Below are 24596 nucleotides of genomic sequence, written 5' to 3' on the forward strand. Positions count from 1 at the left end.
CGAATCTGGCAGAGGTTTCGAAGGCATTGCAAAACCGCGCCATCAGGACCCATCTGTGCCGCTACTAAAGCACGAATCCAATATCAGCGTTAGCTCAAACTGAAGCCGCAAACGCGCTCACCCGGATACCCGCGTGAGGGCTTGAACGGTCTCCGCCTCTTCTCTCCGCTCAGCGACCGCCGAGAAGGCCCGAGTTAAACGTGCACCGAGCCATGGGCCAGTTCGGTGTCTGACATGTCGACCTTCAGTGAGAAATAGGCGATGACGGCGTAGAAGGCCGTGACGAAGCCGATCACCACCAGGCCCGATATCGGTCCAAGCGCGGCATTCGCCACCACGTGCTCCACGGCCAGCGTCATGTCGCGACCGGCCGTCGCCGGCTTCTGCATCATGGAGGAGGAGATCTTTAGCGCCCAGGCGAGCAGCAGGATGAGATAGAGCCAGCAATAGTTCCGCCGGAGCCGCCGACAGGTCGCATCGCGGTAGCTGATCAGGAATTCCGGCTTGCGCAGGCTTTTCGCAATCGGCGCGGCCCAGTCGAGATCGAGCGCAGCGCGCGGATTGAGGATCTCGGCGAAATAGAAACGCTCGAGCTGGCGCACGCGCGCCCGATAGACGTCGAAGAATCGGTAGCGCCGCGCCTCGATCATCAGGAGCAGTGAGACGAGCAGCATGGCGAAGAGCAGCACGCCGTGATGCGAGGTCGGCGTCGAAAGCGACACGGAAAGCAGCGCAGCCACCACCGTGATCGCCCAGTTCGACGTTCGGTCGATCCGGTCGCGCCAGCCGGCCATCCGGCCAAGCTCGCCGCGATAATAGTGCACCATGGTGTTAATCGTTTCCATCGGCGTCGCGGGCAGAGCGGGACTGCCTGTGCGCTTGGCCTCGGCGGAAAGCAACAAGGGGGACATATCGGCGGGCATTCTTTCCTCCAATTGTCTTTTTGGTCTTGGGAAGATCATGCGCCTCTTTCGCCAATTGATAAATGCTTATTTACACTTAGGGGCGAATGCCCCCATCTCGGGCGACCGTTTGCGCGCATCCGCCTCCATTGCCAAAACGCCGGGCGGCCCGTATGAGACGCCGCATGAAAAAGATCGATGAAGACGCGCTCGCGGAAGCCTATAACCGCGCCCTTTCGCTGGAAAAATCCGGCGATTTCGATGCCGCCGCCAAAGCCTATGCGGAGGTGCTGGCGCTCGACCCGGAAGACCATGGCGGCGCGGCCGTGCGCCTGGCCTCGATGGGCCGCGGCGAGACGCCGGAAAAGGCGCCCGACGCCTATGTCGCCACCCTCTTCGACCAGCATGCCGAAGTGTTCGAGGACGTGCTCGTCGAACAGCTCGGCTATTGCGTGCCGCTTCTGGTGCGCCAGCGCTTCCAGGACCTCAAGCTGGGTCCGTTCCAGCGCGTGCTCGACCTCGGCTGCGGCACGGGCCTGACGGGCGGCGCGCTGCGTGACATGGCAGACGACATCACCGGCGTCGATCTGTCGGAAAACATGGTCGAAGTCGCCCATGAGAAGGACCTCTACGAGACGCTTTACGTCGCCGAGGCCGTCGATTTCCTGGACGACAATGACGACGAGCCCTTCGACCTGATCACCGCGACGGACGTGCTGCCCTATCTCGGCGCGCTGGAGCCGCTGTTCTTCGGCGCCGCCGAAAACCTAGTGGCCGGCGGACACTTCATCTTCTCGTCGGAAACGCTGCCGGCCGATACCTTCGCCGGCCGCCCCTTCATGGTCGGCCCGCATCAGCGCTTCGCCCATGCGCCTGACTATGTCCGCCAGCGCCTCGACGAGACCGGTTTCGACCTCGTCGAGATCATCGATATCACCGTGCGCATGGAAGAAGGCGAGACGATCGCCGGCCATCTCGTGCTGGCGAAGTATCGCGGCTGACCGGTGGGACGCATTGCCCCTGACACAAGAGAAACACTTTCGCCGGAAACGATGATCCGCTAAACCTCCTGCCAGCAATTGCAGGAGGTTACGGCATGGCAAAGGTTGCGTTCATCGGTCTCGGCGTCATGGGCTACCCCATGGCCGGGCACCTGAAGGTCAAGGGCGGCCATGAGGTCGCGGTCTATAATCGCACCTTCGCCAAGGCGGAGAAATGGGCGGCAGAATTCGGCGGCACGGCGTTTCGTACCCCGGCCGAGGCCACAAAAGACGCCGATTTCGTCTTCACCTGCGTCGGCAATGACGACGACCTGCGCTCCGTCACCACTGCCAAGGATGGCGCGATCGAAGGCATGAAGCCGGGCGCCACGCTCATCGACAACACCACGGCCTCCGCAGAAGTCGCCCGCGAATTGGACGCGGCCTGCAAAGCCAAGGGCCTGCATTTCATCGACGCCCCCGTATCCGGCGGCCAGGCCGGTGCCGAAAACGGCGTCCTGACCGTCATGTGCGGCGGCGAGGAAGCGGTTTTCGAGAAAGCCAAGCCTATTATCGACGCCTATGCCCGCATGGTCGGCCGCATGGGCGACGCAGGCGCCGGGCAGCTTGCCAAGATGGTCAACCAGATCTGCGTGGCCGGCGTCGTGCAGGGCCTCGCCGAGGCCATTCATTTCGGCAAGAAATCCGGCCTCGACATGGAGGCGGTCATCGAGGTCATCTCCAAGGGGGCGGCCGGCTCCTGGCAGATGGACAACCGCCACAAGACGATGATCGCGGGCAAATACGATTTCGGCTTCGCTATCGACTGGATGCGCAAGGACCTCGACATCGTCCTGTCCGAAGCCCGCCGCAATGGCGCAAAGCTTCCCACCACCGCCCTCATCGACCAGTTCTACGGCGACGTGCAGGATATGGGCGGCAACCGCTGGGACACGTCCTCGCTGCTCGCCCGCCTCGAACGGAAATGATCGGTAAGACCTCCACCGCCGAAGAGATCATCGAACACCTCTGCTCGCTACGATCGGAGGACAACATCGCTGGCATGAAGCGCTTCGGCATCGTCACGGAGACGGCGATCGGTATTTCCAATCCCGACCTGCAGAAAATCGGGCGCCTGACGGGCAAGGATCACGCCCGCGCTTTCACCCTGTGGGCCAGCGGTCTCCGCGAGGCCCGCATGCTGGCGCTTTATACGCTGGAACCAACGAAGCTTACGCCGGACGAGGCCCTCCGCCTTGCCGAAGACTTCAACTCCTGGGAGGTGGTCGACAATGCCGCGGATATCTTTATCGAGGCAAAGCTTGTCTCGCTGATCCCGACATTCGCAGCCGACGAGCGGGAATTCGTGCGCCGCACCGCCTTCGCCATGATTGCCGGCGCTGCCGTGCATATGAAGAAGGAGCCTGACGAAACGCTGATCGGCTGGCTCGATCTCGTTGAAGACCATGCCGGCGATGCGCGCAATTTCGTAAAGAAGGCGGTCAATTGGGCGCTGCGAAACATCGGTAAGCGCAGCCATGCCTGCCATGCGCCCGCGCTTAACCTGGCACGAACCCTTGCGGGCAGCAGCGACAAGACGGCGCGCTGGATCGGCAAGGATGCGGTGCGGGAACTGACGGACGAGAAGGTCCTCGCCCGCCTCAAGCGCTGACTACTCGTCGCTGTTCTTTTGGTTGTCCACGGTCATGTAATCGAGCGGCAGCTCGGTCGTGTACTTGATCTGCTCCATGGCGAAAGCCGAGGAGACGTCGCGGATCTCGATTCGGGCGATCATGCGCTTGTAGAAGGCATCATAGGCGCCAATGTCGGGCACGACGACGCGCAGCAGGTAATCCACCTCGCCGCTCATACGGTAGAATTCGACGACCTCGGGGAACTCGACGATCACTTCCGAAAACCGCTTCAGCCATTCGGTGGAGTGAGAATTGGTGCGGATCGAAACGAAGACAGTAACCTTCGTGTTGATCTTGACCGGATCGAGCAGCGCGACGCGCTTGCGGATCACGCCGTCCTCCTCCATCTTCTGGATACGCCGCCAGCAAGGCGTGGTCGACAGCCCGACCTTCTTGGCGAGGTCGGCCACAGCCAGCGTGGAATCTTCCTGCAGAAGGCGCAGGATTTTGCGGTCCAGACGATCCATTTACATCCCCTAAGAAATTTAATTCCCTCATATACCGAGATTGTGGCAAATGGGAAGAATGTCATTTCACGTGGTAAGAGTTTTCACCCGCTTTCGCAATTCGGGCAGAACCTCGTCCGAAAACCACGGGTTGCGTTTCAGCCAGCCCGTGTTGCGCCAGCTCGGATGCGGCAGCGGCAGAACCGCGGGCGCCGCGTTGCGGCCGAGATGACGGCGCCAGTCGCGCGCCGTGTCGGTCATGCTCTTTCCCTTCGTCGCGCCGAGATGCCAGGCTTGCGCATATTGGCCGATCGCCAGCACCAGCTCGACCTGCGGCATGGCCGCGATGACCCGCGCGCGCCACAGCGGTGCGCATTCCCGTCGCGGCGGCAGGTCGCTGCCATGCGTGTCATAACCGGGAAAACAGAAGCCCATCGGCACGATGGCGAATTTTTCTCGGTTGTAGAATTCTTCCCGCGTCACGCCCAGCCAGTCGCGCAGCCGATCACCGGAGGCATCGTTGAAGGGCAGTCCGCTCTCATGCACCCGAAGCCCCGGTGCCTGTCCGGCAATCAGGATGCGCGCCCGTGCGGAGAGGACGGCGACGGGCCGTGGCTCGTGCCGCAAGCGATCCTCCGGCCCTTTGGCCGGTGCGTCCCGACAGAACCGACAGGCGGCGATGGCCACGCTGAGCGCGGCGATATCGTCGGCAGGCTTGCGCTCGCTCATCCCCGCCATCCGTCAGCCAAAGCCCAGCGTCGACAGAATGGCGTCGAGCACGCCGCGCTCCCCCGTATGCGTATCCTCCTGCGGACGACCGTTCATGCGGCGCCATTGCTGCGGCAGATCGAATTCCGTGGCCCAGAGCCCCTTGCGCTCGGCCTTGGCGAACTGCTCCTCATCCTCGTAGCCGCCATAGGCGACCGCCAGCCCTTCGCGCACCATGCGCTGGCCGAGATCGCCAGCCTCCGTCTCGCAGCGCGCCAGAAGACGGTCGTATTTGTCCCTGCCCTGCATCCGGCAGGTGACCGGCCCCGCGCGCAAGAGCTCGGCGAGCCGTGAGCGGGCGGCCACGCCGCAGCGCCAGTCCTCGCCGTCGCGCTTGCATATCTGCATCATCTCCGGCGTATCCATGCCGACGAGACGGATACGATGCCCGTCGAGCGTCAGCGTATCGCCGTCGGCGGCGCGCGCTGCCCCGCTGATCGTCTCGCCGCTTTCGCCGCCGATGCGCAATACGATCAGCGCCGTCAGCGCCAGGATCGCCATCGCCACGCCGACATCGCGCGCCCCTTTGGAAAGCCCCATGAAATTCCGCTTCCTGCCATTGAGTACTGACGCACCGTCATACCCGAAACGCCGCCGCGGTCACGCTACGGAAAATGTCGAAATGGTTCGTAAATGGTTTATGCACGGCAGCATCTTCTTAAGGATTGCCCCCTAGAATTCAACGCCATCAGCAACCGTTGCAATTCGTATGAGTACCGGCGTCAGTACCTCGACCGACAAGATCATCGTCGACAAGTCGCGCAGCCATAGAAACAAGGCTGTTTCGCGGGCTGTGCGCACGACTCGCGAACGGTTGCAGACGGCGACGGGCATTTCCGCCGGCCTCGAGCGGGAAATGCTGCAGCTCCACATTGCCTCCGTGGTACAAAGCGCGCTCCTCATCCCCGCCATCATCGTGATGATCGCCGCCATCGGCATCTATCTCACGCAGGAAATCGGCCTCACGGCCTGGGCGGTGCTGGCGCTCAGCGTGCATGCGGTCGGCATGATCATCGCGCGCCGTGCACGCGGCAAAGATATTACCACCGAGACCGTACAGCGCTGGCAGCGCCGCTTTCTAGCGGCGCAGCTGCTGATGGGCATCGCCTGGGCGGCCCTTGCGCTCCAGACCTGCGGCAGCTGCACCGGCGTCACCTTTGAACTCTATCAAGGCACCGCCCTCCTCGTTGCGCTTGCCGTCACCACGATCACAACGCTGATGCTGCGCCATGCGGTGCTTTTCGCCTTCGCGCCGACGGTGGCAGCCCTTGTCCTCTCGGCCCTGCTGCGCCCCGCGCCCACCACCATGGCTATGGCGGCGATCATCGCTGCTGCCCTCGTCTTCCTCATCTTCATCACGCATCGCCTGCGCCAGACGAGCGCCCAGCTCCTCTCCTCACAATCGGAGAAAGACGACCTGATCGCCGAGCTGGAAGTGGCAAAGTCCATGTCGGACGAAGCCCGCCGCCGCGCGGAAGAAGCCAACCTCGCAAAATCCCGCTTCCTCGCCTCCATGTCGCATGAGCTGCGCACGCCGCTGAACGCCATTCTCGGCTTCTCCGAGGTCATGTCGACGGAAGTGCTCGGGCCGCTCAACAACCCGGTCTATAAGGAATACACCTCGGATATCCACCGCTCTGGCCAGCACTTGCTCAACCTCATCAACGAAATCCTCGATCTCTCGCGCATCGAGGCCGGCAAATACGACCTGTCGGAGGACAGCGTGCATCTCGTCGATATCGCCGAGGATTGCATCGGCATGGTGCAGCTGCGCGCGAGGGCGAAGAACATCACGATATCAGAGCAGGTCGAAGGCGGCATGCCGGCGCTCTGGGCGGATGAAAAGGCCTTGCGCCAGGTCGTCCTGAACCTCCTGTCCAATGCCGTGAAATTCACGCCCCAAGGTGGCGAGATCGTCGTCAAGGCCGGCTGGACGGCCGGCGGCGGCCAATATCTCTCCATCAAGGACAACGGCCCCGGCATTCCCGAGGACGAAATCCCTGTGGTTCTCTCGGCCTTTGGACAGGGCTCCATCGCCATCAAGAGCGCTGAACAGGGCACCGGCCTCGGCCTGCCGATCGTTCAGGCCATCCTTGCCAAGCACAATGGCGAATTCATCCTGAAATCGAAGCTGCGCGAGGGCACCGAAGCCATCGCGATCCTGCCGGCCAAACGCGTGCTGCAAAGCCTGCCCGCCGTCACCGAAACGCAAGCCGTCTCGCCACGCCGCAAGAGCTTCGCCTGAGGCGTTTCAGCGGAGGCGTGGATCCTCGGGTCAAGCCCGAGGATGACAGAGAGGAGGAAGGACTTCCCCTCCTCATTGATCGGTGCAGCAGGCGGTACCGTTGTCGTGGCAGGAGACCTTACTTCTTGCGTCATCCTCGGGCTTGACCCGAGGATCAACACATCCGCACCACCTCAGATGAACTGCGAAATCACCACATAGCCGGCGTAACCGGCATTGGCGACGATCAGGCAGAACACCGCGAAGGACCCGAGGTCCTTCGAGTGCTTGCCCATCTCCGAAATCTCCGGAGACACCCGGTCGACGATCTCCTCGATTGCCGTGTTGAGTGCCTCGAAGGCGATCATCAGCAGGAAGAGGATCGCCATCGCCACATATTGGAAAAAGTTGGCGCCGACGACGACGAAGATGACCATGGCGACGCCGAAGGCGATCAGTTCATGGCGGAAGGCGGATTCGCCGAGCAGGCGGCGTGCGCCGGCGGCCGAATAGGTCGCTGCTGCGATCAGGTGGCTGAAGCCCGTCTTTTTCTCGATTGGTCCCTGACCCATTCTTCAATCCCGTTCTTGCCGCCCCCATGGAGCCAATGCCCCACGGGTCTCAATGTCATTTTGGCTTTTTTGCCGACCGCTCGCTACGAACGGTTGCTGACGCCCGCCTGAACGAAGGTCGCCATGCCAGAATGGCAGGCAGCCGCCGACTTGACGATACCGGCTGCAAGCGCCGCGCCCGTGCCCTCGCCCAGACGCATGCCAAGCGCCAGAAGTGGCGTCTTGCCGAGCTTCTCGATCGCCTTCATATGCGCCGGCTCCGCCGAGACGTGGCCGATCAGGCAGTGATCGAGCGCCGAGGCATTGGCGGCGCGCAGAATGGCGCCGGCCGCTGTCGCGACATAGCCGTCGATGATGACGGGGATTTTCTGCATGCGTGCGGCAAGGATCGCGCCGGCCATCGCCGCGATCTCGCGGCCGCCGAGACGGCGCAGCACCTCCAGCGGATCAGAGAGGTGATCGCGGTTCAGCGCGACCGCCTTCTCGACAGCGGCGATCTTGCGCTCGAGCACTTCACCTTCCGAGCCGGTGCCCGGACCGACCCATTCCTCCGCCGTGCCGCCGTAAAGCGCCAGGTTGATGGCGGCGGCGATCGTCGTGTTGCCGATGCCCATTTCGCCGATGCACAACAGGTCCGTGCCGCCGGCAACGGCCTCCATGCCGAAAGCCATCGTGGCGGCACAGTCGCGTTCCGAGAGCGCCGGTTCCTCGGTGATGTCGGCCGTCGGATAATCGAGCGCGAGGTCGAAAACTTTCAGGCCCAGATCGTGCGTCACGCAGATCTGGTTGATCGCCGCGCCGCCAGCCGCGAAATTTTCCACCATCTGCGCTGTGACGGAGGACGGATAGGGCGTGATGCCCTGCTTGGTGACACCGTGGTTGCCGGCGAAGATGGCAACCAGCGGGCGCGTGACGGCCGGGGCGCGGCCCGTCCAGGCGGCGAGCCAGAAGGCGATCTCTTCCAGGCGGCCGAGCGCGCCCGGCGGCTTCGTCAGCTGCGCGTCCCGTTCGCGCGCGGCCACCAGCGCGGCCGCATCCGGACCGGGCAGATTGCGCAGCAATTCACGGAAATCATCGAACGGCAGGCCGCTGGCACTCATCTTGGGAATTCCTTGGTTGGGGCTTTCAAAGGCAGGTGTCTCCTAATAGAGGCAGGGCGCGGCGCCGACAACCGCATTTGCGGCAGAGGCCGGCGCCTTTTGCGGCGGCAGGCGGCGACAGGTGTCGCGCATCGGAAAGTGGCCCGGCGATACGGGCTCTACGATGCCCAAAACGGGGGCGAAGACTGCGCGGCAGCTCTCGCCCTCCTCCATCCTCGAGCATGCTCCGGGGACTATCTTTCAGGCGTCGGCAGCCAGTCTGGCCGCCCGCCAGCAGGGACCAAAAGCGTGACCATCCAGGACTATATCGACGACATCGCCCGCTCCGTCGCCTTTCTCTCCCGCGTGCATGTGCCGCAACGTCATTTCATCGGTCATGACGGCAGGCTGTCGCGCGCCGTCGCGGCCTTCCCGGTCGCCGGCGTGCTGATCGTGCTGCCGCCGGCCGCACTTGCCGCCGTGCTGCTCGCCCTCCATGCCCCGCCGCCGCTGCTCGCCTTTGCCGTGCTCGGCCTGCAGGTGCTGATCACGGGGGCCCTGCATGAGGACGGCCTGTCCGACAGCGCCGATGGCATCGGCGGCGGGCGCGACCGCGACAGCGCGCTCGCCATCATGAAGGACAGCCGCGCCGGCTCCTACGGTGTCGTGGCACTGGTGCTCTCCTTCGGCATTCGCAGCGCCGCCATATCAGCGCTTGGCCCGGTCCTTACGCCCGCCGGCCTTGCCATGGCGCTGCTCGCCACCGCCGCCGCAAGCCGCACCGCCATGGTCTGGCACTGGTCGCTTTTGCCGCCCGCCCGGCGCGACGGCGTGGCCGCCTCCGTCGGCGAGCCGGACCGCACTGCAACCGTCGTCGCACTCGTCACCGGCATTCTCATCGCCGCCGCCCTTCTCGCGCCGCATGCGACGATCTTTTCGATTGCGCTCTCGCTCTCCGGCGCCATCGCCGCCGTGCTGGTATTCAACCGCATCACAGTGCGCAAGATCGGCGGTCATACCGGCGATACGATCGGCGCCACGCAGCAGCTCACGGAAATGTCGGTCCTTACAGCTCTTGCCTTGGCGCTGTGAGCTGACGATATAGGACTGCGAAAGCATAAGTGGGATATCCGGAGACGCAATGGAATCACCCTGCATCCTCGTCTGTTCGATCGACATGGTGACCGGCTACTGTTTCGGCTGCGGCCGCACGCGCGATGAAATCGGCGCCTGGTCGTTCTACACGTCCGATCAGCGCCGCGCGATCATGGCGGAACTGCCGGCTCGTCTCGAAACCGTTGAGCGCAAGCCCCGGCGCGAAACCCGCCGTACGCGCATGGCGCGGGAGCGCGGCGAGGCATGAGGCTCTACATCCTCTTCGGCATTCTCGGTGCCGGCCTCGTGCTGCTGATCCTCAATCACGACGGCGGCCGCACCCTCGGCATCGACAACAATGATTTCGGCCGCCTCGTGACGCTGTCGGCGATTGGCACGATGATGGGCGCCGGCATTCTCGCCAGCCGCCGGCAATGGGGTGAAAGCCTACGCCAGGCCGCGATCTGGCTGCTGATCATCCTCGCCCTCGCGACCGGCTATCTCTACCGCTTCGACCTCCAGCAGGTCGGCAACCGGCTGACGGCCGGCCTCATCCCTGGTCGCGCGGTCGTGACGACGGGCGCAAATGGCGAACAGATCCTCGTCATCAACAAGGGCGTCTCCGGCCATTTCGAGGCCGATGTCAGCATCGACGGCGCGCCGCTGCGCATGATGGTCGATACCGGCGCAAGCTCGATCGTGCTGACCTATGACGACGCGATGCGGCTCGGCATCAACCCGGACAATCTCGTGTTCTCGATCGAAGTCTCCACCGCCAACGGCCGCGCCATGGCTGCCCCCGTGACGCTGCGGCAGGTCGCCATCGGCCCCATCATGCGCGGCACGATCCGCGGCATGGTCACCCAGCCCGGCCAGCTCGACCAGAGCCTGCTCGGCATGAGCTTCCTGGAAACCCTCGGCTCCATCGAGATCACCCGCGACGAGTTGCGGCTGAAGGATTGATCAGACCGCGGTCTCGAAACGGTAGTGCAGCCGCACGCATCCCCGGTCGATCGCCTTGGCGCTGATGAGTGTTGGGCTGGCACGGAACCCCGTCAGCGGAAACAGCGGATCCCCGCCCCCGAGCATTTCCGGGATGATATAAATCTCGATCTCGTCCAGCGCGCCGCGTTCGAGAAACGCCATCTGCAGCTTGCCGCCGCCCAGCATCCAGACATCGCCGTCATCGAGCGCGCGCAGTTCCGCAATCAGCGCATCGATATCGCTGCGGATTTCGAGCGGCCCCTTCGGCGCTTCGATCGGCCGCGATGTGACGACGAGGGTCCGCTTGCCGTCATAGGCCCAGGGCGACGGGTCGCGCGCGATGAAATCATAGGTGCCCCGCCCCATCACGACGGTGCGGATGCCGTTGAGAAAGCTACGGTAGTCATGCTCGCCGAGATCCATCCCGTCATATTCGAAGAGCCAATCCAGATTGTCGTTTTCGGCAGAGATCAGCCCATCGAGGCTGGCGGCGATGTAACCCAATATCCTGGCCATACAAAACCCCTTGATTAATAAACGAACATTCATTTATATATAGCCATGGCGCGACACAAGACAATCCCTGACGAGCGTGTGCTCGACACGCTTCTGGAAACCATGATGCAGACAGGCCCCGCCGGCCTCACCTTCGCCCGCGCCGCCAAGGCGTCTGGCCTTTCGGCAGCGACGCTGGTGCAGCGCTATGGCGACCGCGAGAAGATGGTGCAGGCGGTGCTGCTGCGGGCCTGGGACCGGCTGGACGCGGAGACCGATGCGGCCGATGCGAACACTGCCGCCACCCCCGCTGGCGCCGTCGACCTTCTGATGCGGCTGATGCCGGCGCAAACCGCCGAACGCAATGCGACCGACGGCCTCCTCCTTCTGCGCGAGGACATCCGGGACCCGGCCCTGCGCGCCCGCGGCGCCGCCTGGGCCTATCGCCTTGTCGAAGCCCTTGCCCGGCGCCTGTCGGACGATGCCGCAAAAGGAACACGCCTCGCCTGGCAGATGGCCAGCATCTGGCAGGGCGCGCATACCTGGTGGGCGTTCACCCGCGAGGAGCCGGCCGACCGGGCGATACGGCGCGTGCTGGAAAACTGGCTCGATGATCGAAACGGCCGAGCGTGATTTCTATTTGAAGCCTTAGGGGCCGGGCCGCGGCCCGTGCCAAATGAGAGAGTTTTTTCACGCCGGTCGCTTGACCCGCAGCAGCATCGGCGCGGCGACCAGAACCGTTATGCCCGAGAGCGCGGCCCCGGTAAGAAAGGTCGCGCCGGAGCCGTGCGTGTCCCAGATCCAGCCGGCGGCGATATTGCCGATGAGCACGACCAAGCCGGTGATGAGATTGAAGACGCCGAAGGCGGTGCCCTTGAGGTGTTTTGGCGCGGTGTCGGCGATCAGCGTGGCAAGCAGCCCCTGCGACAGCCCCATATGCAGCCCCCAGAGCACGATGCCGGCGATGAAAAGCGGAACGGAGGCCGCATAGGCGAGCGTCCCATAGGCGGCGACGAGCACGAACAGGCTCGCGATCAGAAGCCCTGACCGTCCGATGCGGTCCGACAGCGCCCCGACCGGATAGGCCGTCAGGCCATAGACCGAATGCATGATCACCATGGTGATGGGGATCCAGGCCGGCGCAAACCCCGCCTCCTGCGATTTCAGCAGCAGGAAAGCCTCGCTGAACCGCGCCAGCGTCAGGAGCGAGGCCGCGCCGATCACCATCCACACCGCCCCGTTCAACCTGACGATATCGGCAAGCCGCGGCAGCCCGCCCGCCTTCGCCTCAAAGGGCGCCTTCGGCTCGCGCACCCCGACGATCAGCAGCAGAACGGCCAGGAAAGCGGGAATGACCGCGATCCAGTAGATCGCGAGCACATCGCCGCCCAGCAGGATCATCAGCCCGATGGCGATGAGCGGGCCGACGAAACCGCCGACCGTATCCAGCGACTTGCGCAGCCCGAAGCTCGCGCCGCGCAGTTCCGGCGGCGTCACGTCGGCGATCAGCGCATCGCGCGGCGTGCCGCGAATGCCCTTGCCGACGCGATCGACCGCCTTGGCCGCGACGATCCAGCCCACGGAGGTGGCGAGCGGAAAGATCAGCTTGGAGACGGCACCGAGGCCGTAGCCGAGCACGGCGAGCGGCTTGCGCTGCGCCATGCGGTCGGCAAGGATGCCGGAGAAGAGTTTGGTGACGGTCGCGATCGCAACGGCAAGCCCTTCGACGAAACCGACGAAGACCGCCGACGCGCCCAGTCCGCTGACGAGATAGAAGGGCAAGAGCGTCTGCACCATCTCCGAGGAAATATCCATCAGCAGGCTGACGACGCCGAGCACCCAGACCGTTGCTGGGATGGAGTTTATCGGTCTGGATGTCATGGTTTCGCTCGAGCCTTAAGAAGAATGGCGCAAGCGATAAGGGGGCGCCGCGGGACGGTCAACGTCCCGCGCGGCAAGGATCAGTTCTTCAGCTTGTACCCGGTCTTGAATATCCACGCCGTGATCGACAGGCAGACGACGAGGAAGCCTAGCACCGTCACGAGACTGACGATCGGATTGACGTCGGCGATCTCGTAAAAACTCCAGCGGAAGCCCGAGACGAGGTAGAGCACCGGGTTGAAATGGCTGACCGTCTGCCAGAAGGGCGGCAGCATTTCGATCGAGTAGAACGAGCCGCCGAGGAAGACGAGCGGCGGAATGATCAGCATCGGGAACAGGTTGAGTTGTTCGAAATCCTTCGCCCAGATGCCGATCATGAAGCCGAACAGCGAGAAGCTGACGGCCGTCAGCACGAAAAACAGCACCATCATGAAGGGGTGCTTGATCGAGATATCGACGAAAAGCGAGGCGGTGATCAGGATGATCGTGCCGACGATCAGGCCCTTGGTGGCCGCCGCCCCGACATAGCCGATGACGATCTCGATCATCGAGATCGGCGACGACAGGATTTCGTAGATCGTGCCGGTGAATTTCGGGAAATAGATGCCGAAGGAGCCGTTGCCGATACACTGGTTGAGCAGCGTCAGCATGATGAGGCCGGGCGCGATGAAGGCGCCGTAGGACACGCCGTTCACCTCCTGCATGCGCGAGCCGATGGCCGCGCCGAAGACGATGAAATAGAGCGAGGTGGTGATGACGGGCGAAACGATGCTCTGGAGCAGAGTGCGGCGCGTGCGCGCCATCTCGAACGCGTAGATGGACTTGATCGCCTCGAAGTTCATTTGCCCTCTCCCACCAGTTCCACGAAGATGTCTTCCAGCGAACTCTGCTCGGTGGAGATGTCCTTGACCCGCAATCCGCACTGCGAGAGTGCCGACAAGAGCGACGAGATACCCGTCCGCTCGCCGGTCGAATCGAATTCATAGGTCAGCCGCGTGCCCTCGCCCGAAAGCGCCAGCCCATAGGGCGACAGGGCATCGGGAATGGCGGCGATGGGCTCGGCAAGCTCGACGGTCATCTGCTTGCGGCCGAGTTTGGCCATCAGCGCCTTCTTCTCCTCCACCAGCAGGATCTGGCCATGATTGATCACGCCGATGCGGTCGGCGATCTCTTCAGCCTCCTCGATATAATGCGTCGTGAGAATGATCGTCACGCCATTGGCGCGCAGCCGCTCGACGAGCTGCCACATGTCCTTGCGTAAGGAAACATCGACGCCCGCCGTCGGCTCGTCGAGAAAGAGCACCTTCGGCTCATAGGACAGCGCCTTGGCAATCAGCACCCGCCGACGCATGCCGCCGGAGAGATGGCGCAGCATCGTGTCCTTCTTGTCGTAGAGCGAGAGGTCCCTGAGTATGCGCTCGATGAGAGCGGGATCCGGCTTGCAGCCATGCAGGCCGCGCGAAAAGGCAACGGTGTTGTAGACGGTCTCGAAGGAATCCAGCGTCAACTCCTGCGGCACGAGGCCGATGATGGAGCGTGTCTTGCGGTAGTCGCTGAGGATGTCATGGCCACCGACGGTGACTGTGCCGCCGCTCGGCGTGACGATGCCGCAGATGATGGAGATCATCGTCGTCTTGCCGGCACCGTTCGGCCCGAGCAGTGCGAGGATTTCGCCCTGCTCGATATCGAGATCGACGCCTTTCAGCGCCTGGAACCCGGAGGCATAGCTCTTGGTGAGATTGCGTATGGAAACGATGGGCGCCATCGGGGGCTCCGGAAAGAGGAGATGTCATGCGGAAGGACACCCTATATGGCGTGTCCTTTCTCGGTTTTCACCCGCAGGCGGCAAAAAATTCTCAGCGTTCGATAGCCGCCTGTCATCAAACCGTGACCGACGTCCAGCATGGTCGCGACGAGGCCAAAGGAACGGTTCTGCACCCCGCGCACCCACCGTTCCCTGCTCCCGCAGCGGCCTTGCTCCCGAACCCTGAGGGAGTTTCCGGCGGCCCCATCCGCCGCGCTTCCCCCGCGGAAGCACCGCATGCATCTTGGCCGGTCGCTCCAGCCGGGATGTTGGAATGTGACGTTCCAGGCACCCGTCTCCCCGAGGCGGATTGCCATCCCCTCTTGACCGGCGCCCCCGCCGGTCTTTTTTTGCCCGCGCGAAACCCGTCATTTGCCGGCCACCGCCGCATCGAAAACCGACCGCTGCGCGGCGAAGGCGCGCTGATAGGCGGGCCGCGCCTGGCCGCGGGCGATATAGGCGGCAATGACAGGATATTCCGACAGGAGGCCGGAGGATTCCAGGCGACGGACCGCGTGGACCATCATCAGATCCCCGGCGCTGAAGGCCCCATCGAGCCATTCGCCCTCCCCGAGATGGTGGGAGAGTTCCGCGAGGCGCGCACGAATTCGGTCGTCGAGCATCGGCAGCCGCTCGGCATGCCACGGCTTGTCGCGCTCCACGATCACGGCCATCGAGCGCTCGACGATCGGCGGCTCGACCGTCGCGACGGCCGCGAACATCCACATGATTGCCCGCGCCCTGCCGTTCGCATCCTTCGGCAGCAGGCCGGAGTGCTGCTCGGCGATATGCAGCACGATGGCGCCGGATTCGAAGAGCGCAAAATCGCCCTCCTCATAGGTCGGGATCTGCCCGAAGGGATTGAGCGCGAGATGATCCGGCTGCTTCATCGCCTTGAAGGTGAGAAGGCGCACGTCATAGCGCTTGCCGACCTCCTCCAGCGCCCAGCGCACGCGCATATCGCGCGCCAACCCCTGCCCACGGTCGGGCGAACTTTCGAATGCGGTGATCGTGGCGGTCATCGTCTCTCTCCCTGGCTGCTCGTCTCAAGGACGATCGGCCCAGGAGAATTCCGACATCAGCCCGAACTTTTGCAAGTGCCCTTACAGGCTGCAATGCCGGTAGCCGGATTTACGGGCGCGCAGGTCGAAGTGGAAATGGTCCTTGTGGAAGCGGTCGCTGCCCGGCCCGAGCACGGTCGAGAAATACTTGCAGCTGTCGCCGCGCACCGCCTTTAGGAGACCCTTCTCGCGGAAGGCGAAGAAGCCCTTCTTCTCGATGACGATGGCCTTGCCGTTCTTCAGCACGATCTTGCCGACATCGATCGCATTGCCCTTGGCATGCTCCGACATGGCGGCGCCCTTCTGCGAATTCATCGTGCGGCAGGAATAGGAGGACATCTGGTGGATGGCCGAAACGCCGGAGAGATAGCGCATGCGGCTGGAGGGCACGAGCTCGTCCTTAACCCAGCGCGCGAAGGCTTCTGTGATCTGGCAGTTCACCTGCGCCGCCGGCTTGATCTGGATACCGCCGGAGAGCCCCGACAGTTCCACCGGCCATTCGATACCGCAAGAGCGTCCGCGCGAAATCCGCGGCACGTCGCGGAATTTCACCCCGAGCCGTTGCAGCCGCTGCCGGCAGGCCTTTTCGGAAGCCGGCATGCCGCCCATCGTCTCCGGCATCTGCATGGGATTGGAAAGCCGCGGCAGGAAGGCGACCTGCTCGCCCTCGACGGCCTGACGCTTACGCGTCGTCGCCTTGTCCGGTACGCGCAGGTATCCATCATTCTCCGCCGGCAGGTTCATTTCCATGCCGGCATCCGACATGGGAATGCCCTCCGGCTGGCCGACCTGCTGCGGCGTATCCGAGCCGATGCCATCGACGACGACCTGCGTGGCATTGCCCTCGGCAATTTCGTTCGCCTGCGCTTCCGCCAGCCCCTCGACGCGGCCGACACCCAGCCCCTCATCCATGTTGACGCCGCCGTCGGGCACGGTCAGCACGCCGGAAGAGGCCTGAACGGGATCGGAAATCCCCATCGCCTCGTCGCTGTCGATCATCGGCAGGCGTTTCTTCTCGGTGACCGGCGCCACCATCGCCGTGTCGACACTGTCGCTGGCGCCTGTGGGTTCGCTGACGGGATAGACGCTCACGTCCTCGCCCGTATCGCCCATGTCCCTTGTCTGGTTCTGCGAAACCTCTGCCATCGGCCGGATCGCGCTGACGCCGCCGCCGTCGATATCCTCGGGCGGCGCCAGACCGCCCGAACAGGCGGCCAGCATCGCCGGGATGAGAAGCAGCCCGAGCGGCCTGCGGAGACGAGAAACGAACGCAATACCCATTGTCACTTCCGCCTGGCACCCGCCCCGCCCGATGCGAGGTCCGTGATGTCCCGTGTCTGTCCGGCGATGGTGCAGGCCGCTTTTGTCCGCATTCGGACGGCACAGGCACGAAACCGGACGCGGGGAAGCACACCCCCGCAATTCCACTGGATTTTCTCGCAACAGGGTAAAGGAACCGTTGTCTCCGAAAACGAAAAACCCCGGCGCGGGGGCGCCGGGGCGAGGTTTTCCGGAGAAAAGTCTTTTGCTTTTATGCGGCGCGGCGCCGGTAGTCCGCCGCTCCGGCTGGCGAGAGCCGGAAGTTCCCGAGCAACCGCTTCAGCTGCTCGCTTTCCTGGGTCAGCGTCTGGCCGGCGGCGTTCGTTTCCTCCACCATCGCGGCATTCTGCTGGGTCATCTGGTCCATCTGGTTGACGGCCGTGTTCACTTCGGCAAGGCCGGTCGCCTGCTCGCGGGCCGAGGTCGCAATCGAATTGACCTGCTCGTTCACCTTGTTGACGAGCGCTTCGATCTCCGTCAGCGCATCGCCAGTCGAGCGCACCAGCGCCACGCCGGTGCCGACTTCGGCCGCCGAATTGCTGATCAGACCCTTGATCTCCTTGGCGGCATTGGCCGAGCGCTGCGCCAGTTCGCGCACTTCCTGTGCGACGACCGCGAAACCGCGCCCCGCCTCACCCGCACGAGCGGCCTCGACACCGGCATTCAGCGCCAGAAGATTGGTCTGGAAGGCGATCTCGTCGATCACGCCGATGATCTGGCTGATGCGGCTCGAAGCGTCCTCGATGCGGCTCATCGCAGCGACGGCGTCACGCACGATCGTGCCGGAGCGGCCGGTCGACTGCTTCGTCTCAGCCACCATGCGGCTTGCCTCGGCCGCCCGCTCGGAAGCGCTGCGCACCGTCGCGGTGATCTCATCGAGGGCGGCGGCGGTTTCCTCCAGCGAGGCCGCCTGCTGTTCGGTGCGGTGCGACAGGTTGTTGGCCGCCTCGGCGATGCCGCTGGCGCTGCCATAGACGACATCCGTGGACCGGGAAATCGCGTTGACGGTACCCGAGAGCGCATCGACGGCGCGGTTGAAGTCGTCGCGCAGCTTGGCGTATTCCGGCGCGATCGCATCGATCGACACGGTGAGGTCGCCGGCCGCAAGACGCTCCAGCGCCTCGCCGACCGTCTGCATGGCATCCGACTGGCTCTGGCTCACCGCCCGCTGGCGGCGCTCGCCTTCAGAGCGCTCGCTATCTAGCCGCGCCTGCTGCTCGCCTTCGCGGATGCGAAGCTCCGCACGCTCGGCCACCGACTGGCGCAGCACCGAGACGACCTTCGCCATCGCGCCGATCTCGTCCTTGCGCTCCGTCTCCGGCACGTCGCGGGAGACATCCTCCTCGGCGATCGATTGCATGGAGGCCTTGAGGCGCAGGATCGGGCCGGTAACGCTCTTCACGATGCCATAGGCGGCGAGAATGATGGCAAGACCGCCGACGGCGAGGATCATCGCCATCTCGATCGCATTGCTCCGGAACATCGCCGCAAGGTCATCCGCATAGACGCCCGTGCCGACGATCCAGCCCCAGGGCGCGAAACCGGCGACATGCGAATATTTCAGGACGGGCTCGTCGAAACCCGGCTTCGGCCAGAGATAGTCGACGAAGGCCTGACCATCCGGGCTTCCCTTCACGGCCTTGACGAACTCCGTGAAAATCTTCTTGCCGGTCGGGTCGGCCATGGCGGACTGATCCGTGCCGTCGAGCGCCGGTTTGATCGGATGCATCACGATCACCGCGTTCATGTCATTGATCCAGAAATAGCCGCTGCCCTCGTAGCGCAGCGCACGCACCGCGTCCTTGGCGCGGCTCTGCGCTTCCTCGCGCGTCAGCGTGCCGTCTGTTTCCAGATCGTGGTAATGCTTGAACAATGTCAGCATGCTCTGATCCATCGCCGCAAGCTTCGACTTGCGCTCGGCCACCATCGCATCCTGATAGTGATAAAGACTGTAGACGAGAGCTGCGGCGAAGATGGTCAAGGCAAGTGCGACCAGAAGCGATAGACGTGTCGATATTCTGAAATTCTTCACCGGGCTCTCCTCCACCTTGTGGCGCACTGCGCCTTGTGCCCGAGGGTCCGGGAAACCTTTTAAAATCGTCTAAAATTGCAATCATCAATTTTGGGATCGCGCATATACGCAACAAGCCTGGTATCCCCCGGGCAGCAGCCTCTTTCTCCCTCGTCCGCATTCGGCTAGACCTTTGGAAAATGGAGAGGACCCGCATGACAGAGACCCGCACGCCGAACGGCCAGCTCACCCTTCGCACACTCGCCATGCCGGGCGATGCCAATGCCGCCGGCGATATTTTCGGCGGCTGGGTCATGGCGCAGATGGACTTGGCCTCCGGTATCCGTGCAGCCGAACGCGCCCGTGGCCGCGTCGTGACGGCCGCCGTCAAGGAAATGGCCTTCGAACTGCCGGTAAAGATCGGCGATACGCTCAGTATCTACACCGACATCGCCCGCGTTGGCCGCACCTCGATCACGCTCAGCGTCGAGGCCTGGGCGCAGCGCTACCTGACGACGACACTGGAAAAAGTCACGGGCGCTACCTTCATCATGGTCGCGCTCGACCAGTCCGGCCATCCCACCCCGGTACCGGTCGAATAGAGGACGCCAGCCCGATGGAGCACACCGCCCCGGATCCCGCCCTATTCGGACATGTTCGTGTCGTCATCGGCATGGTGGTCAGTCTCAGCATCGCGCGCATCCTGACGGGCATCGCCCTTCTGGTCCAGCATCCCGGCAAGGTGAAACCCTATCCAGTACATCTCGCCTGGGCCGGCTTCCTCCTGCTGTTCCTCCTGCATTTCTGGTGGTGGGAGTTCCGCCTGCAGGCGCTGACGACGATCGGCTTCGGCGTCTATCTGTTCCTGATCAGCTATTGCTGCCTGTTCTTCCTGCTCGCCGTGCTGCTCTTCCCCACCGTGCTCGACGACTATGCCGGCTACGAGGACTATTTCTATTCCCGCCGCAAATGGTTCTTCGGCGTCTTCGCCCTCGTCTTCGCCGTCGATCTGCTCGACACGGCCCTCAAGGGCGAAGCCTATTTCGGCTCGTTCGGCTACGAATACCCGCTGCGCAACGCCGTGTTCATCCTGCTCTGCCTCACCGCCGCCTGGACAGCGAGCCGCCGCTACCACACCACCTTCGTGACGCTCGGCATCCTCTACCAGCTGAGCTGGATTTTTCGGGCGTTCGATATGCTGGAGTAAGGCTCACCCCTTGAACACGAAGGCAGCGCCGGCTGCGATCAGCATGAAGCCCACGGCGTGGTTCCAGGTCAGGCTTTCCTTCAACCAGAACACGGAAAAACCGGCGAAGACGAGGAGGGTGATGACCTCTTGCATCGTCTTCAACTGGGCGGCCGAATAGACCTCGTGGCCGATGCGGTTGGCCGGCACGGCCAGGCAATATTCGAAGAAGGCGATGCCCCAGCTGGCGAGGATCGCAATGAAGAGCGGGGCCGATTTGAATTTCAGATGGCCGTACCACGCGAAGGTCATGAAGACGTTGGAGAGGCAGAGCATAACGATTGGCCAGACGGCCGCGGGGTTGAGGCTGAAGGGCATGGGCGATTCCTGACGACGGGAGAAAAAGTCTACACGGAAATATCCGAGCGGCAGCCGTCGTCAAGGCCGGAACGTCATGGATTCTCGCGATCCCCCGTTAAGACAATCTTATGCCCGCCGCCACACCATCCGCCCACATCGCCGCGGCGGCGATTCTGCAGAACCGGGAAGATCATGACGGATGCGGCCCGGCTGATGCCGGAGGACGAAGCGACACGACGGCAGATACTCTCCGCACAGGCCCTGTCCGTGCTGGACGGCATCACGCTATCGCTCGGCGCGAACTGCTTCCTCGCTGCGACGACCGCAGCCGTGCTCTGGCTCGACGAGCCCGGTATCGGCATCTTGGCCTGGCTCGCCACCGTCTTCGCCATCAATCTCGCCCGCTATATCGGCGTGCGGATTGTCCACCGGCTCAACTGCGCCGTGGAGCGGCCAAAGCGCGCGCTCGGCGTGCTGTCGCTCGGTGCGCTTGGCGGCGGCCTCGCCTGGAGCCTGCCGCCGTTCATCGGCGCCGCCTATGGGGCAACCGGCCTCAATCCCTATCTGATATTCATCATCGCCGGCATCTGCGCAGGCTCCCTCATGCAGAGCACGGCCTATGCCAGGACCGCCCTCGTCTTTGCCGGGCCGCCGCTCGCCACGATCACCCTCTCCCTGCTGCTCACCGGAACGACGGCCACCCTTGTCATCGCTGCCGACGTGCTTTTGCTCGCTGTCATGATGCTGCGCGTCAGCCAAGTCAGCGAGGCCGGCTTCATCCGCAGCCAGATCGACCGCTTGAATGCCGTGGCACTCGCCGCCTCGCTGTCCGACGCCAATGCGGAAATCCGCCAGTCCTACGAGCAGCTTGCATCGCTTGCCAACCGTGACCCGCTGACCGGGCTCGGCAACCGCGCGCTGTTCAACCAGCGCCTGCGCGATCTGCTCGATGTCACCGTGCCGGCCGGCACGCTCGCCCTGTTGGTGATCGACCTCGACCGTTTCAAGGCGATCAACGACACGATGGGCCACGGCGCCGGCGATGCCGTGCTTACGGAGATCGCCGTACGGCTCGCCGGTCTCACCGGCCCTTACGATACGGTCGTGCGCCTCGGCGGCGACGAATTCGCCGTGATCATCGAGGGCGACAATGCCGAGGCCCGCGGCCGGGACATCGGCGATCGTATCGTTCGCCTCGCCGCCGATCCCATCGTCATCGATGGACGTCCCGTCACCGTCGGGGCCAGCGCCGGCCTTGCACTACACCCCCACCACGGCGAGACGGCCGACGATCTCTTCGCCAGCGCGGATATCGCACTCTATGCCGCGAAGGAAGGCGGCCGCCGCCGGCTCGGCCTGTTCAACCCGATCCTCAAGGCCCGCATCGAGCGCCAGCGTCTCATCGAGGCCGGCCTGACGGAGGCCATCGAGAACCGCGACCTGACCGTCGTCTTCCAGCCGCAGGTGGAGCTTGCCACCGGCCGCGTCACCGGCTTCGAAGCGCTGCTGCGCTGGATGCATCCCGAACTCGGCGCCGTCAGCCCGCCGGATATCGTGCGGGCTGCCCATGCCCTGCATATATCGCCGTCATTGACCGGCTATGTCGCGACCCGCGCCGCCGAGCTACTGCAAACCCTGCCCCGGCTTGGACTGCAGGAGGCTGCGGTCGCCGTAAACGTCTCGCCGCGCGAATTCTCCGGCGATACGCTGTCGCGCCTGCTTGCCGACATCGTTGATGCTCACGCCGTTTCCCCGGCGCTGATGGAAATTGAGATCACCGAGGAGGCGACGCTCGACACGCAGGCGGCCGGCGCCGAGCTCGCCCGGTTGGAGGCCGCCGGTTTCCGTCTCGCGGTCGATGATTTCGGCATGGGCCATTCCTCGCTCGCCTATCTCGTCAGCCTGCATATCGACCGGCTGAAGATCGACCGCAGCTTCGTCAAGGACATCGCCACCAGCCGGGAGAACCAGGCCCTCATCGCCGCCCTCATCGGCATCGGCCATGCGCTGTCCATCGATATCGTGGTGGAAGGCGTCGAGAACGAGGAAGAGGCGGAGGTCCTGCGCATACTCGGCTGCCGCCACGCCCAGGGCTACCATTTCGCGCGCCCAATGCCGGCCGCCGACATCCCGCGTTGGCTCGATCAGCACGCCGCGCAAATGGCCCGGAAGACCATCGGCGAACACTAGATTTACAAGGCGTAGGCAAAAAATTGGCCCCGAGCGTCTCCACTCGGGGCCTTTGAAGCAATGCCTAAAAACCTCGCCGCGTCTGCAATCAGGCCGGCAGGGCCTTGCGCGGGCTGGAGGCGCGCAGGCCATAGTAGATGACGCCGGAGATGGCGACGCCGAAGAACCAGCCATAGACGCCCCACCAGGACGGCATGATGCTGGTGAAACCCGGCAGGATCGAAGAGAAGACGATGCCGACACCCGCAGCGATCATCGCGTTGACATGCCAGCCGTTCTCGAAGCGGAACTCGCCGTCTTCACGGTAGAGCGCCTCGACATTCACCCGGCCTTTGCGGATGAGATAGTAGTCGACCATCATCACGCCGAAGATCGGGCCCATCGTGTTGCCGATCATGTTGACGAAGTGCGCCGCGCCGCTTTCCCAGGGCGCGAAGGGATAGAGCACGAGCGCGATGAACGCCGCGATATAACCGCCCTTCTTGAAGTCGATATGCTTGGGGAAGACATTGGCAAAGTCGAAGGCCGGTGAAACGAAGTTGGCCACGACGTTAATGCCGAGCGTGGCCACCGCGAAGGTGAGCGCGGCGAGCAGCGCCAGGAACACGCTGTCGAACTTGGCCGAGATCTGGTCGGGATGCAGCAGCACCTCGCCATAAACGTTATACGCCGCGATCGTGGTGACGCCAGCGACCAGCGAGAACAGGATGAGGTTGACCGGCAGGCCCCAGAGATTGCCGACCGTCAGCGAACGCTCGCTCGGGCAGTAGCGCGAGAAATCGCAGAAGTTGAGATAGAGCGCCGAGAAATAGGTGACCCAGATCGCCGCGACCGCACCGAGAGCGGCAAGCGAGCCCGGTACACCCGGTACGCCGGCATCCTTGGTCTTCTCCAGCAGCACGTCCATCGGGATCGTGTGGCTCAGCGAGAAACCGCCGGCCTTGACGACGAGATAGACGGCAAGCAGCAGCATCATGACCCATACGGCGGGACCGGCCCAGTCCTGGAACTTGCGTACCGTTTCCATGCCGTTCTGGATGATCAGCAGCTGAAGACCCCAGACGACGACATAGCAGATCAGTTCCAGCGTCGAATGGCCGAGCATATGGCTAGACTGGTGGAACTGCAGCAAGCTCTCGTTGCGGATGAGCAGCGCGACGATGGCACCGGAAGCGGCGGCCGTCTGCGCGCCATACCAGAAGCAGGCGACGATGGCCCGCACGATGGCCGGGAAGTTCGCGCCCCAGATGCCGAAAGAGGCGCGGGCGAGAACCGGGAACGGCACGCCGGTGCGCACGCCGGCAAGGCCAACCATGTGCATCAGGACGAAGATGATCAGCGAACCGACGCCGATGGCGAGCAGGAAGTTCACGAAGCTTCCGCAGAAAAGGAAGAGGCTGGCGGCGAGATAATAGCCCCACAGGCTGTGCACGTCCGATGTCCAGACATTGAAGATAGAAAAGGCCCCCCAGTTGCGCTCCTTCGCGGGCGCAAGGTCCTCGTTATACAGTTGCGGTGATGCACCGGGTGGTATCGTCATCCTA

The 24596-nt window shown here is 63.7% G+C and carries 26 protein-coding genes; 11 read left to right on the top strand and 15 right to left on the bottom strand.

Features of this window, described 5'->3' with window-relative positions; genetic code table 11:
* Positions 1-194: 194 nt before the first annotated feature.
* Positions 195-923: a DUF2270 domain-containing protein gene (locus D0Y60_RS01070; RefSeq protein ID WP_117366287.1), complete on the bottom strand. Its 729-nt coding sequence runs from the start codon at positions 921-923 to the stop codon at positions 195-197.
* Positions 924-1075: 152 nt separating this feature from the next.
* Between D0Y60_RS01070 and D0Y60_RS01075 the strand changes: the two genes are divergently transcribed.
* The 3 genes from D0Y60_RS01075 to D0Y60_RS01085 all read left to right on the top strand — a co-directional run bounded on the left by D0Y60_RS01075 (position 1076) and on the right by D0Y60_RS01085 (position 3554).
* Positions 1076-1903 carry a methyltransferase gene (locus D0Y60_RS01075; RefSeq protein ID WP_117366288.1) on the top strand — a complete coding sequence of 276 codons (828 nt, stop codon included), beginning with the start codon at positions 1076-1078 and terminating at the stop codon, positions 1901-1903.
* A 95-nt stretch (positions 1904-1998) separates the two neighbouring features.
* Positions 1999-2871 carry an NAD(P)-dependent oxidoreductase gene (locus D0Y60_RS01080; protein ID WP_117366289.1) on the top strand — a complete coding sequence of 291 codons (873 nt, stop codon included), beginning with the start codon at positions 1999-2001 and terminating at the stop codon, positions 2869-2871.
* The gene (locus D0Y60_RS01085) at positions 2868-3554 is read left to right on the top strand and encodes a DNA alkylation repair protein (RefSeq protein WP_117366290.1); all 687 of its coding nucleotides are present in this window, start codon (positions 2868-2870) and stop codon (positions 3552-3554) included. Before D0Y60_RS01080 ends, D0Y60_RS01085 begins: the two co-directional genes overlap by 4 nt.
* Here the strand turns inward: D0Y60_RS01085 and D0Y60_RS01090 are convergent, their stop codons facing one another.
* The 3 genes from D0Y60_RS01090 to D0Y60_RS01100 form a co-directional block, all read right to left on the bottom strand.
* Complete coding sequence (locus tag D0Y60_RS01090) at positions 3555-4043, bottom strand: Lrp/AsnC family transcriptional regulator (RefSeq protein WP_117366291.1); 489 nt, start codon at positions 4041-4043, stop codon at positions 3555-3557.
* Positions 4044-4109: 66 nt separating this feature from the next.
* Positions 4110-4751, bottom strand: coding sequence for a uracil-DNA glycosylase family protein (locus D0Y60_RS01095; RefSeq protein ID WP_199564087.1), 642 nt, complete (start codon positions 4749-4751; stop codon positions 4110-4112).
* A gap of 12 nt (positions 4752-4763) precedes the next feature.
* Positions 4764-5330: a thermonuclease family protein gene (locus D0Y60_RS01100; RefSeq protein WP_117366293.1), complete on the bottom strand. Its 567-nt coding sequence runs from the start codon at positions 5328-5330 to the stop codon at positions 4764-4766.
* A 169-nt stretch (positions 5331-5499) separates the two neighbouring features.
* Here D0Y60_RS01100 and D0Y60_RS01105 point away from each other — a divergent pair, with 169 nt between their 5' ends.
* Positions 5500-7035 carry a HAMP domain-containing sensor histidine kinase gene (locus D0Y60_RS01105; protein ID WP_117366294.1) on the top strand — a complete coding sequence of 512 codons (1536 nt, stop codon included), beginning with the start codon at positions 5500-5502 and terminating at the stop codon, positions 7033-7035.
* Positions 7036-7208: 173 nt separating this feature from the next.
* Here D0Y60_RS01105 and D0Y60_RS01110 read toward each other — a convergent pair whose 3' ends face one another.
* Complete coding sequence (locus D0Y60_RS01110) at positions 7209-7586, bottom strand: diacylglycerol kinase (RefSeq protein ID WP_117366295.1); 378 nt, start codon at positions 7584-7586, stop codon at positions 7209-7211.
* Positions 7587-7669: 83 nt separating this feature from the next.
* Entirely contained in the window at positions 7670-8686 is a 1017-nt protein-coding gene (gene cobT / locus D0Y60_RS01115) for a nicotinate-nucleotide--dimethylbenzimidazole phosphoribosyltransferase (RefSeq protein ID WP_117366296.1), read from the bottom strand.
* Positions 8687-8974: 288 nt separating this feature from the next.
* On the opposite strand from cobT, the gene D0Y60_RS01120 reads away from it, so the two are divergent.
* From D0Y60_RS01120 to D0Y60_RS01130, 3 genes are read left to right on the top strand one after another with little or no spacing between them, the layout of a single operon-like run.
* Entirely contained in the window at positions 8975-9757 is a 783-nt protein-coding gene (locus D0Y60_RS01120; RefSeq protein WP_117366297.1) for an adenosylcobinamide-GDP ribazoletransferase, read from the top strand.
* 49 nt (positions 9758-9806) lie between these two features.
* Entirely contained in the window at positions 9807-10028 is a 222-nt protein-coding gene (locus D0Y60_RS01125) for a DUF1289 domain-containing protein (protein ID WP_117366298.1), read from the top strand.
* Entirely contained in the window at positions 10025-10723 is a 699-nt protein-coding gene (locus D0Y60_RS01130) for a TIGR02281 family clan AA aspartic protease (protein WP_117366299.1), read from the top strand. Before D0Y60_RS01125 ends, D0Y60_RS01130 begins: the two co-directional genes overlap by 4 nt.
* Here D0Y60_RS01130 and D0Y60_RS01135 read toward each other — a convergent pair whose 3' ends face one another.
* Positions 10724-11260 (bottom strand): dihydrofolate reductase family protein, encoded by a 537-nt coding sequence (locus tag D0Y60_RS01135; protein ID WP_117366300.1) that lies wholly within the window; start codon positions 11258-11260, stop codon positions 10724-10726. It abuts the gene before it with no gap.
* Between the two features lie 45 nt (positions 11261-11305).
* Between D0Y60_RS01135 and D0Y60_RS01140 the strand changes: the two genes are divergently transcribed.
* Positions 11306-11872, top strand: coding sequence for a TetR/AcrR family transcriptional regulator (locus tag D0Y60_RS01140; RefSeq protein WP_117366301.1), 567 nt, complete (start codon positions 11306-11308; stop codon positions 11870-11872).
* 57 nt (positions 11873-11929) lie between these two features.
* Here D0Y60_RS01140 and D0Y60_RS01145 read toward each other — a convergent pair whose 3' ends face one another.
* The 6 genes from D0Y60_RS01145 to D0Y60_RS01175 all read right to left on the bottom strand — a co-directional run bounded on the left by D0Y60_RS01145 (position 11930) and on the right by D0Y60_RS01175 (position 19337).
* On the bottom strand, positions 11930-13120 hold the full coding sequence (locus D0Y60_RS01145; RefSeq protein ID WP_117366302.1) for an MFS transporter: 1191 nt from the start codon (positions 13118-13120) through the stop codon (positions 11930-11932).
* A gap of 80 nt (positions 13121-13200) precedes the next feature.
* Positions 13201-13962, bottom strand: a complete 762-nt coding sequence (locus tag D0Y60_RS01150; protein WP_117366303.1) for an ABC transporter permease — start codon at positions 13960-13962, stop codon at positions 13201-13203.
* Positions 13959-14885 (bottom strand): ABC transporter ATP-binding protein, encoded by a 927-nt coding sequence (locus tag D0Y60_RS01155; RefSeq protein WP_117366304.1) that lies wholly within the window; start codon positions 14883-14885, stop codon positions 13959-13961. Before D0Y60_RS01155 ends, D0Y60_RS01150 begins: the two co-directional genes overlap by 4 nt.
* Positions 14886-15292: 407 nt before the next feature.
* Positions 15293-15946, bottom strand: a complete 654-nt coding sequence (locus D0Y60_RS01165; RefSeq protein WP_117366306.1) for a glutathione S-transferase family protein — start codon at positions 15944-15946, stop codon at positions 15293-15295.
* An 81-nt stretch (positions 15947-16027) separates the two neighbouring features.
* Positions 16028-17260: an extensin family protein gene (locus D0Y60_RS01170; RefSeq protein ID WP_117367002.1), complete on the bottom strand. Its 1233-nt coding sequence runs from the start codon at positions 17258-17260 to the stop codon at positions 16028-16030.
* 256 nt (positions 17261-17516) lie between these two features.
* A complete protein-coding gene (locus tag D0Y60_RS01175) occupies positions 17517-19337 on the bottom strand; it encodes a methyl-accepting chemotaxis protein (RefSeq protein WP_117366307.1) in 1821 nt (606 codons plus the stop codon).
* A 194-nt stretch (positions 19338-19531) separates the two neighbouring features.
* On the opposite strand from D0Y60_RS01175, the gene D0Y60_RS01180 reads away from it, so the two are divergent.
* Positions 19532-19918: an acyl-CoA thioesterase gene (locus D0Y60_RS01180; RefSeq protein WP_117366308.1), complete on the top strand. Its 387-nt coding sequence runs from the start codon at positions 19532-19534 to the stop codon at positions 19916-19918.
* A 14-nt stretch (positions 19919-19932) separates the two neighbouring features.
* Complete coding sequence (locus D0Y60_RS01185; RefSeq protein ID WP_117366309.1) at positions 19933-20523, top strand: hypothetical protein; 591 nt, start codon at positions 19933-19935, stop codon at positions 20521-20523.
* Positions 20524-20526: 3 nt separating this feature from the next.
* Here the strand turns inward: D0Y60_RS01185 and D0Y60_RS01190 are convergent, their stop codons facing one another.
* The gene (locus D0Y60_RS01190) at positions 20527-20880 is read right to left on the bottom strand and encodes a DMT family protein (RefSeq protein ID WP_117367004.1); all 354 of its coding nucleotides are present in this window, start codon (positions 20878-20880) and stop codon (positions 20527-20529) included.
* A gap of 174 nt (positions 20881-21054) precedes the next feature.
* Here D0Y60_RS01190 and D0Y60_RS01195 point away from each other — a divergent pair, with 174 nt between their 5' ends.
* Entirely contained in the window at positions 21055-23052 is a 1998-nt protein-coding gene (locus tag D0Y60_RS01195) for an EAL domain-containing protein (RefSeq protein ID WP_158565366.1), read from the top strand.
* A gap of 88 nt (positions 23053-23140) precedes the next feature.
* On the opposite strand, the gene D0Y60_RS01200 is transcribed toward D0Y60_RS01195, so the two are convergent.
* Entirely contained in the window at positions 23141-24592 is a 1452-nt protein-coding gene (locus tag D0Y60_RS01200) for an NCS1 family nucleobase:cation symporter-1 (RefSeq protein ID WP_117366311.1), read from the bottom strand.
* Positions 24593-24596: the final 4 nt, after the last annotated feature.

Origin of the sequence: Shinella sp. WSJ-2 (assembly GCF_003432075.1) — a bacterium.
Taxonomy (GTDB): Bacteria; Pseudomonadota; Alphaproteobacteria; order Rhizobiales; family Rhizobiaceae; genus Shinella.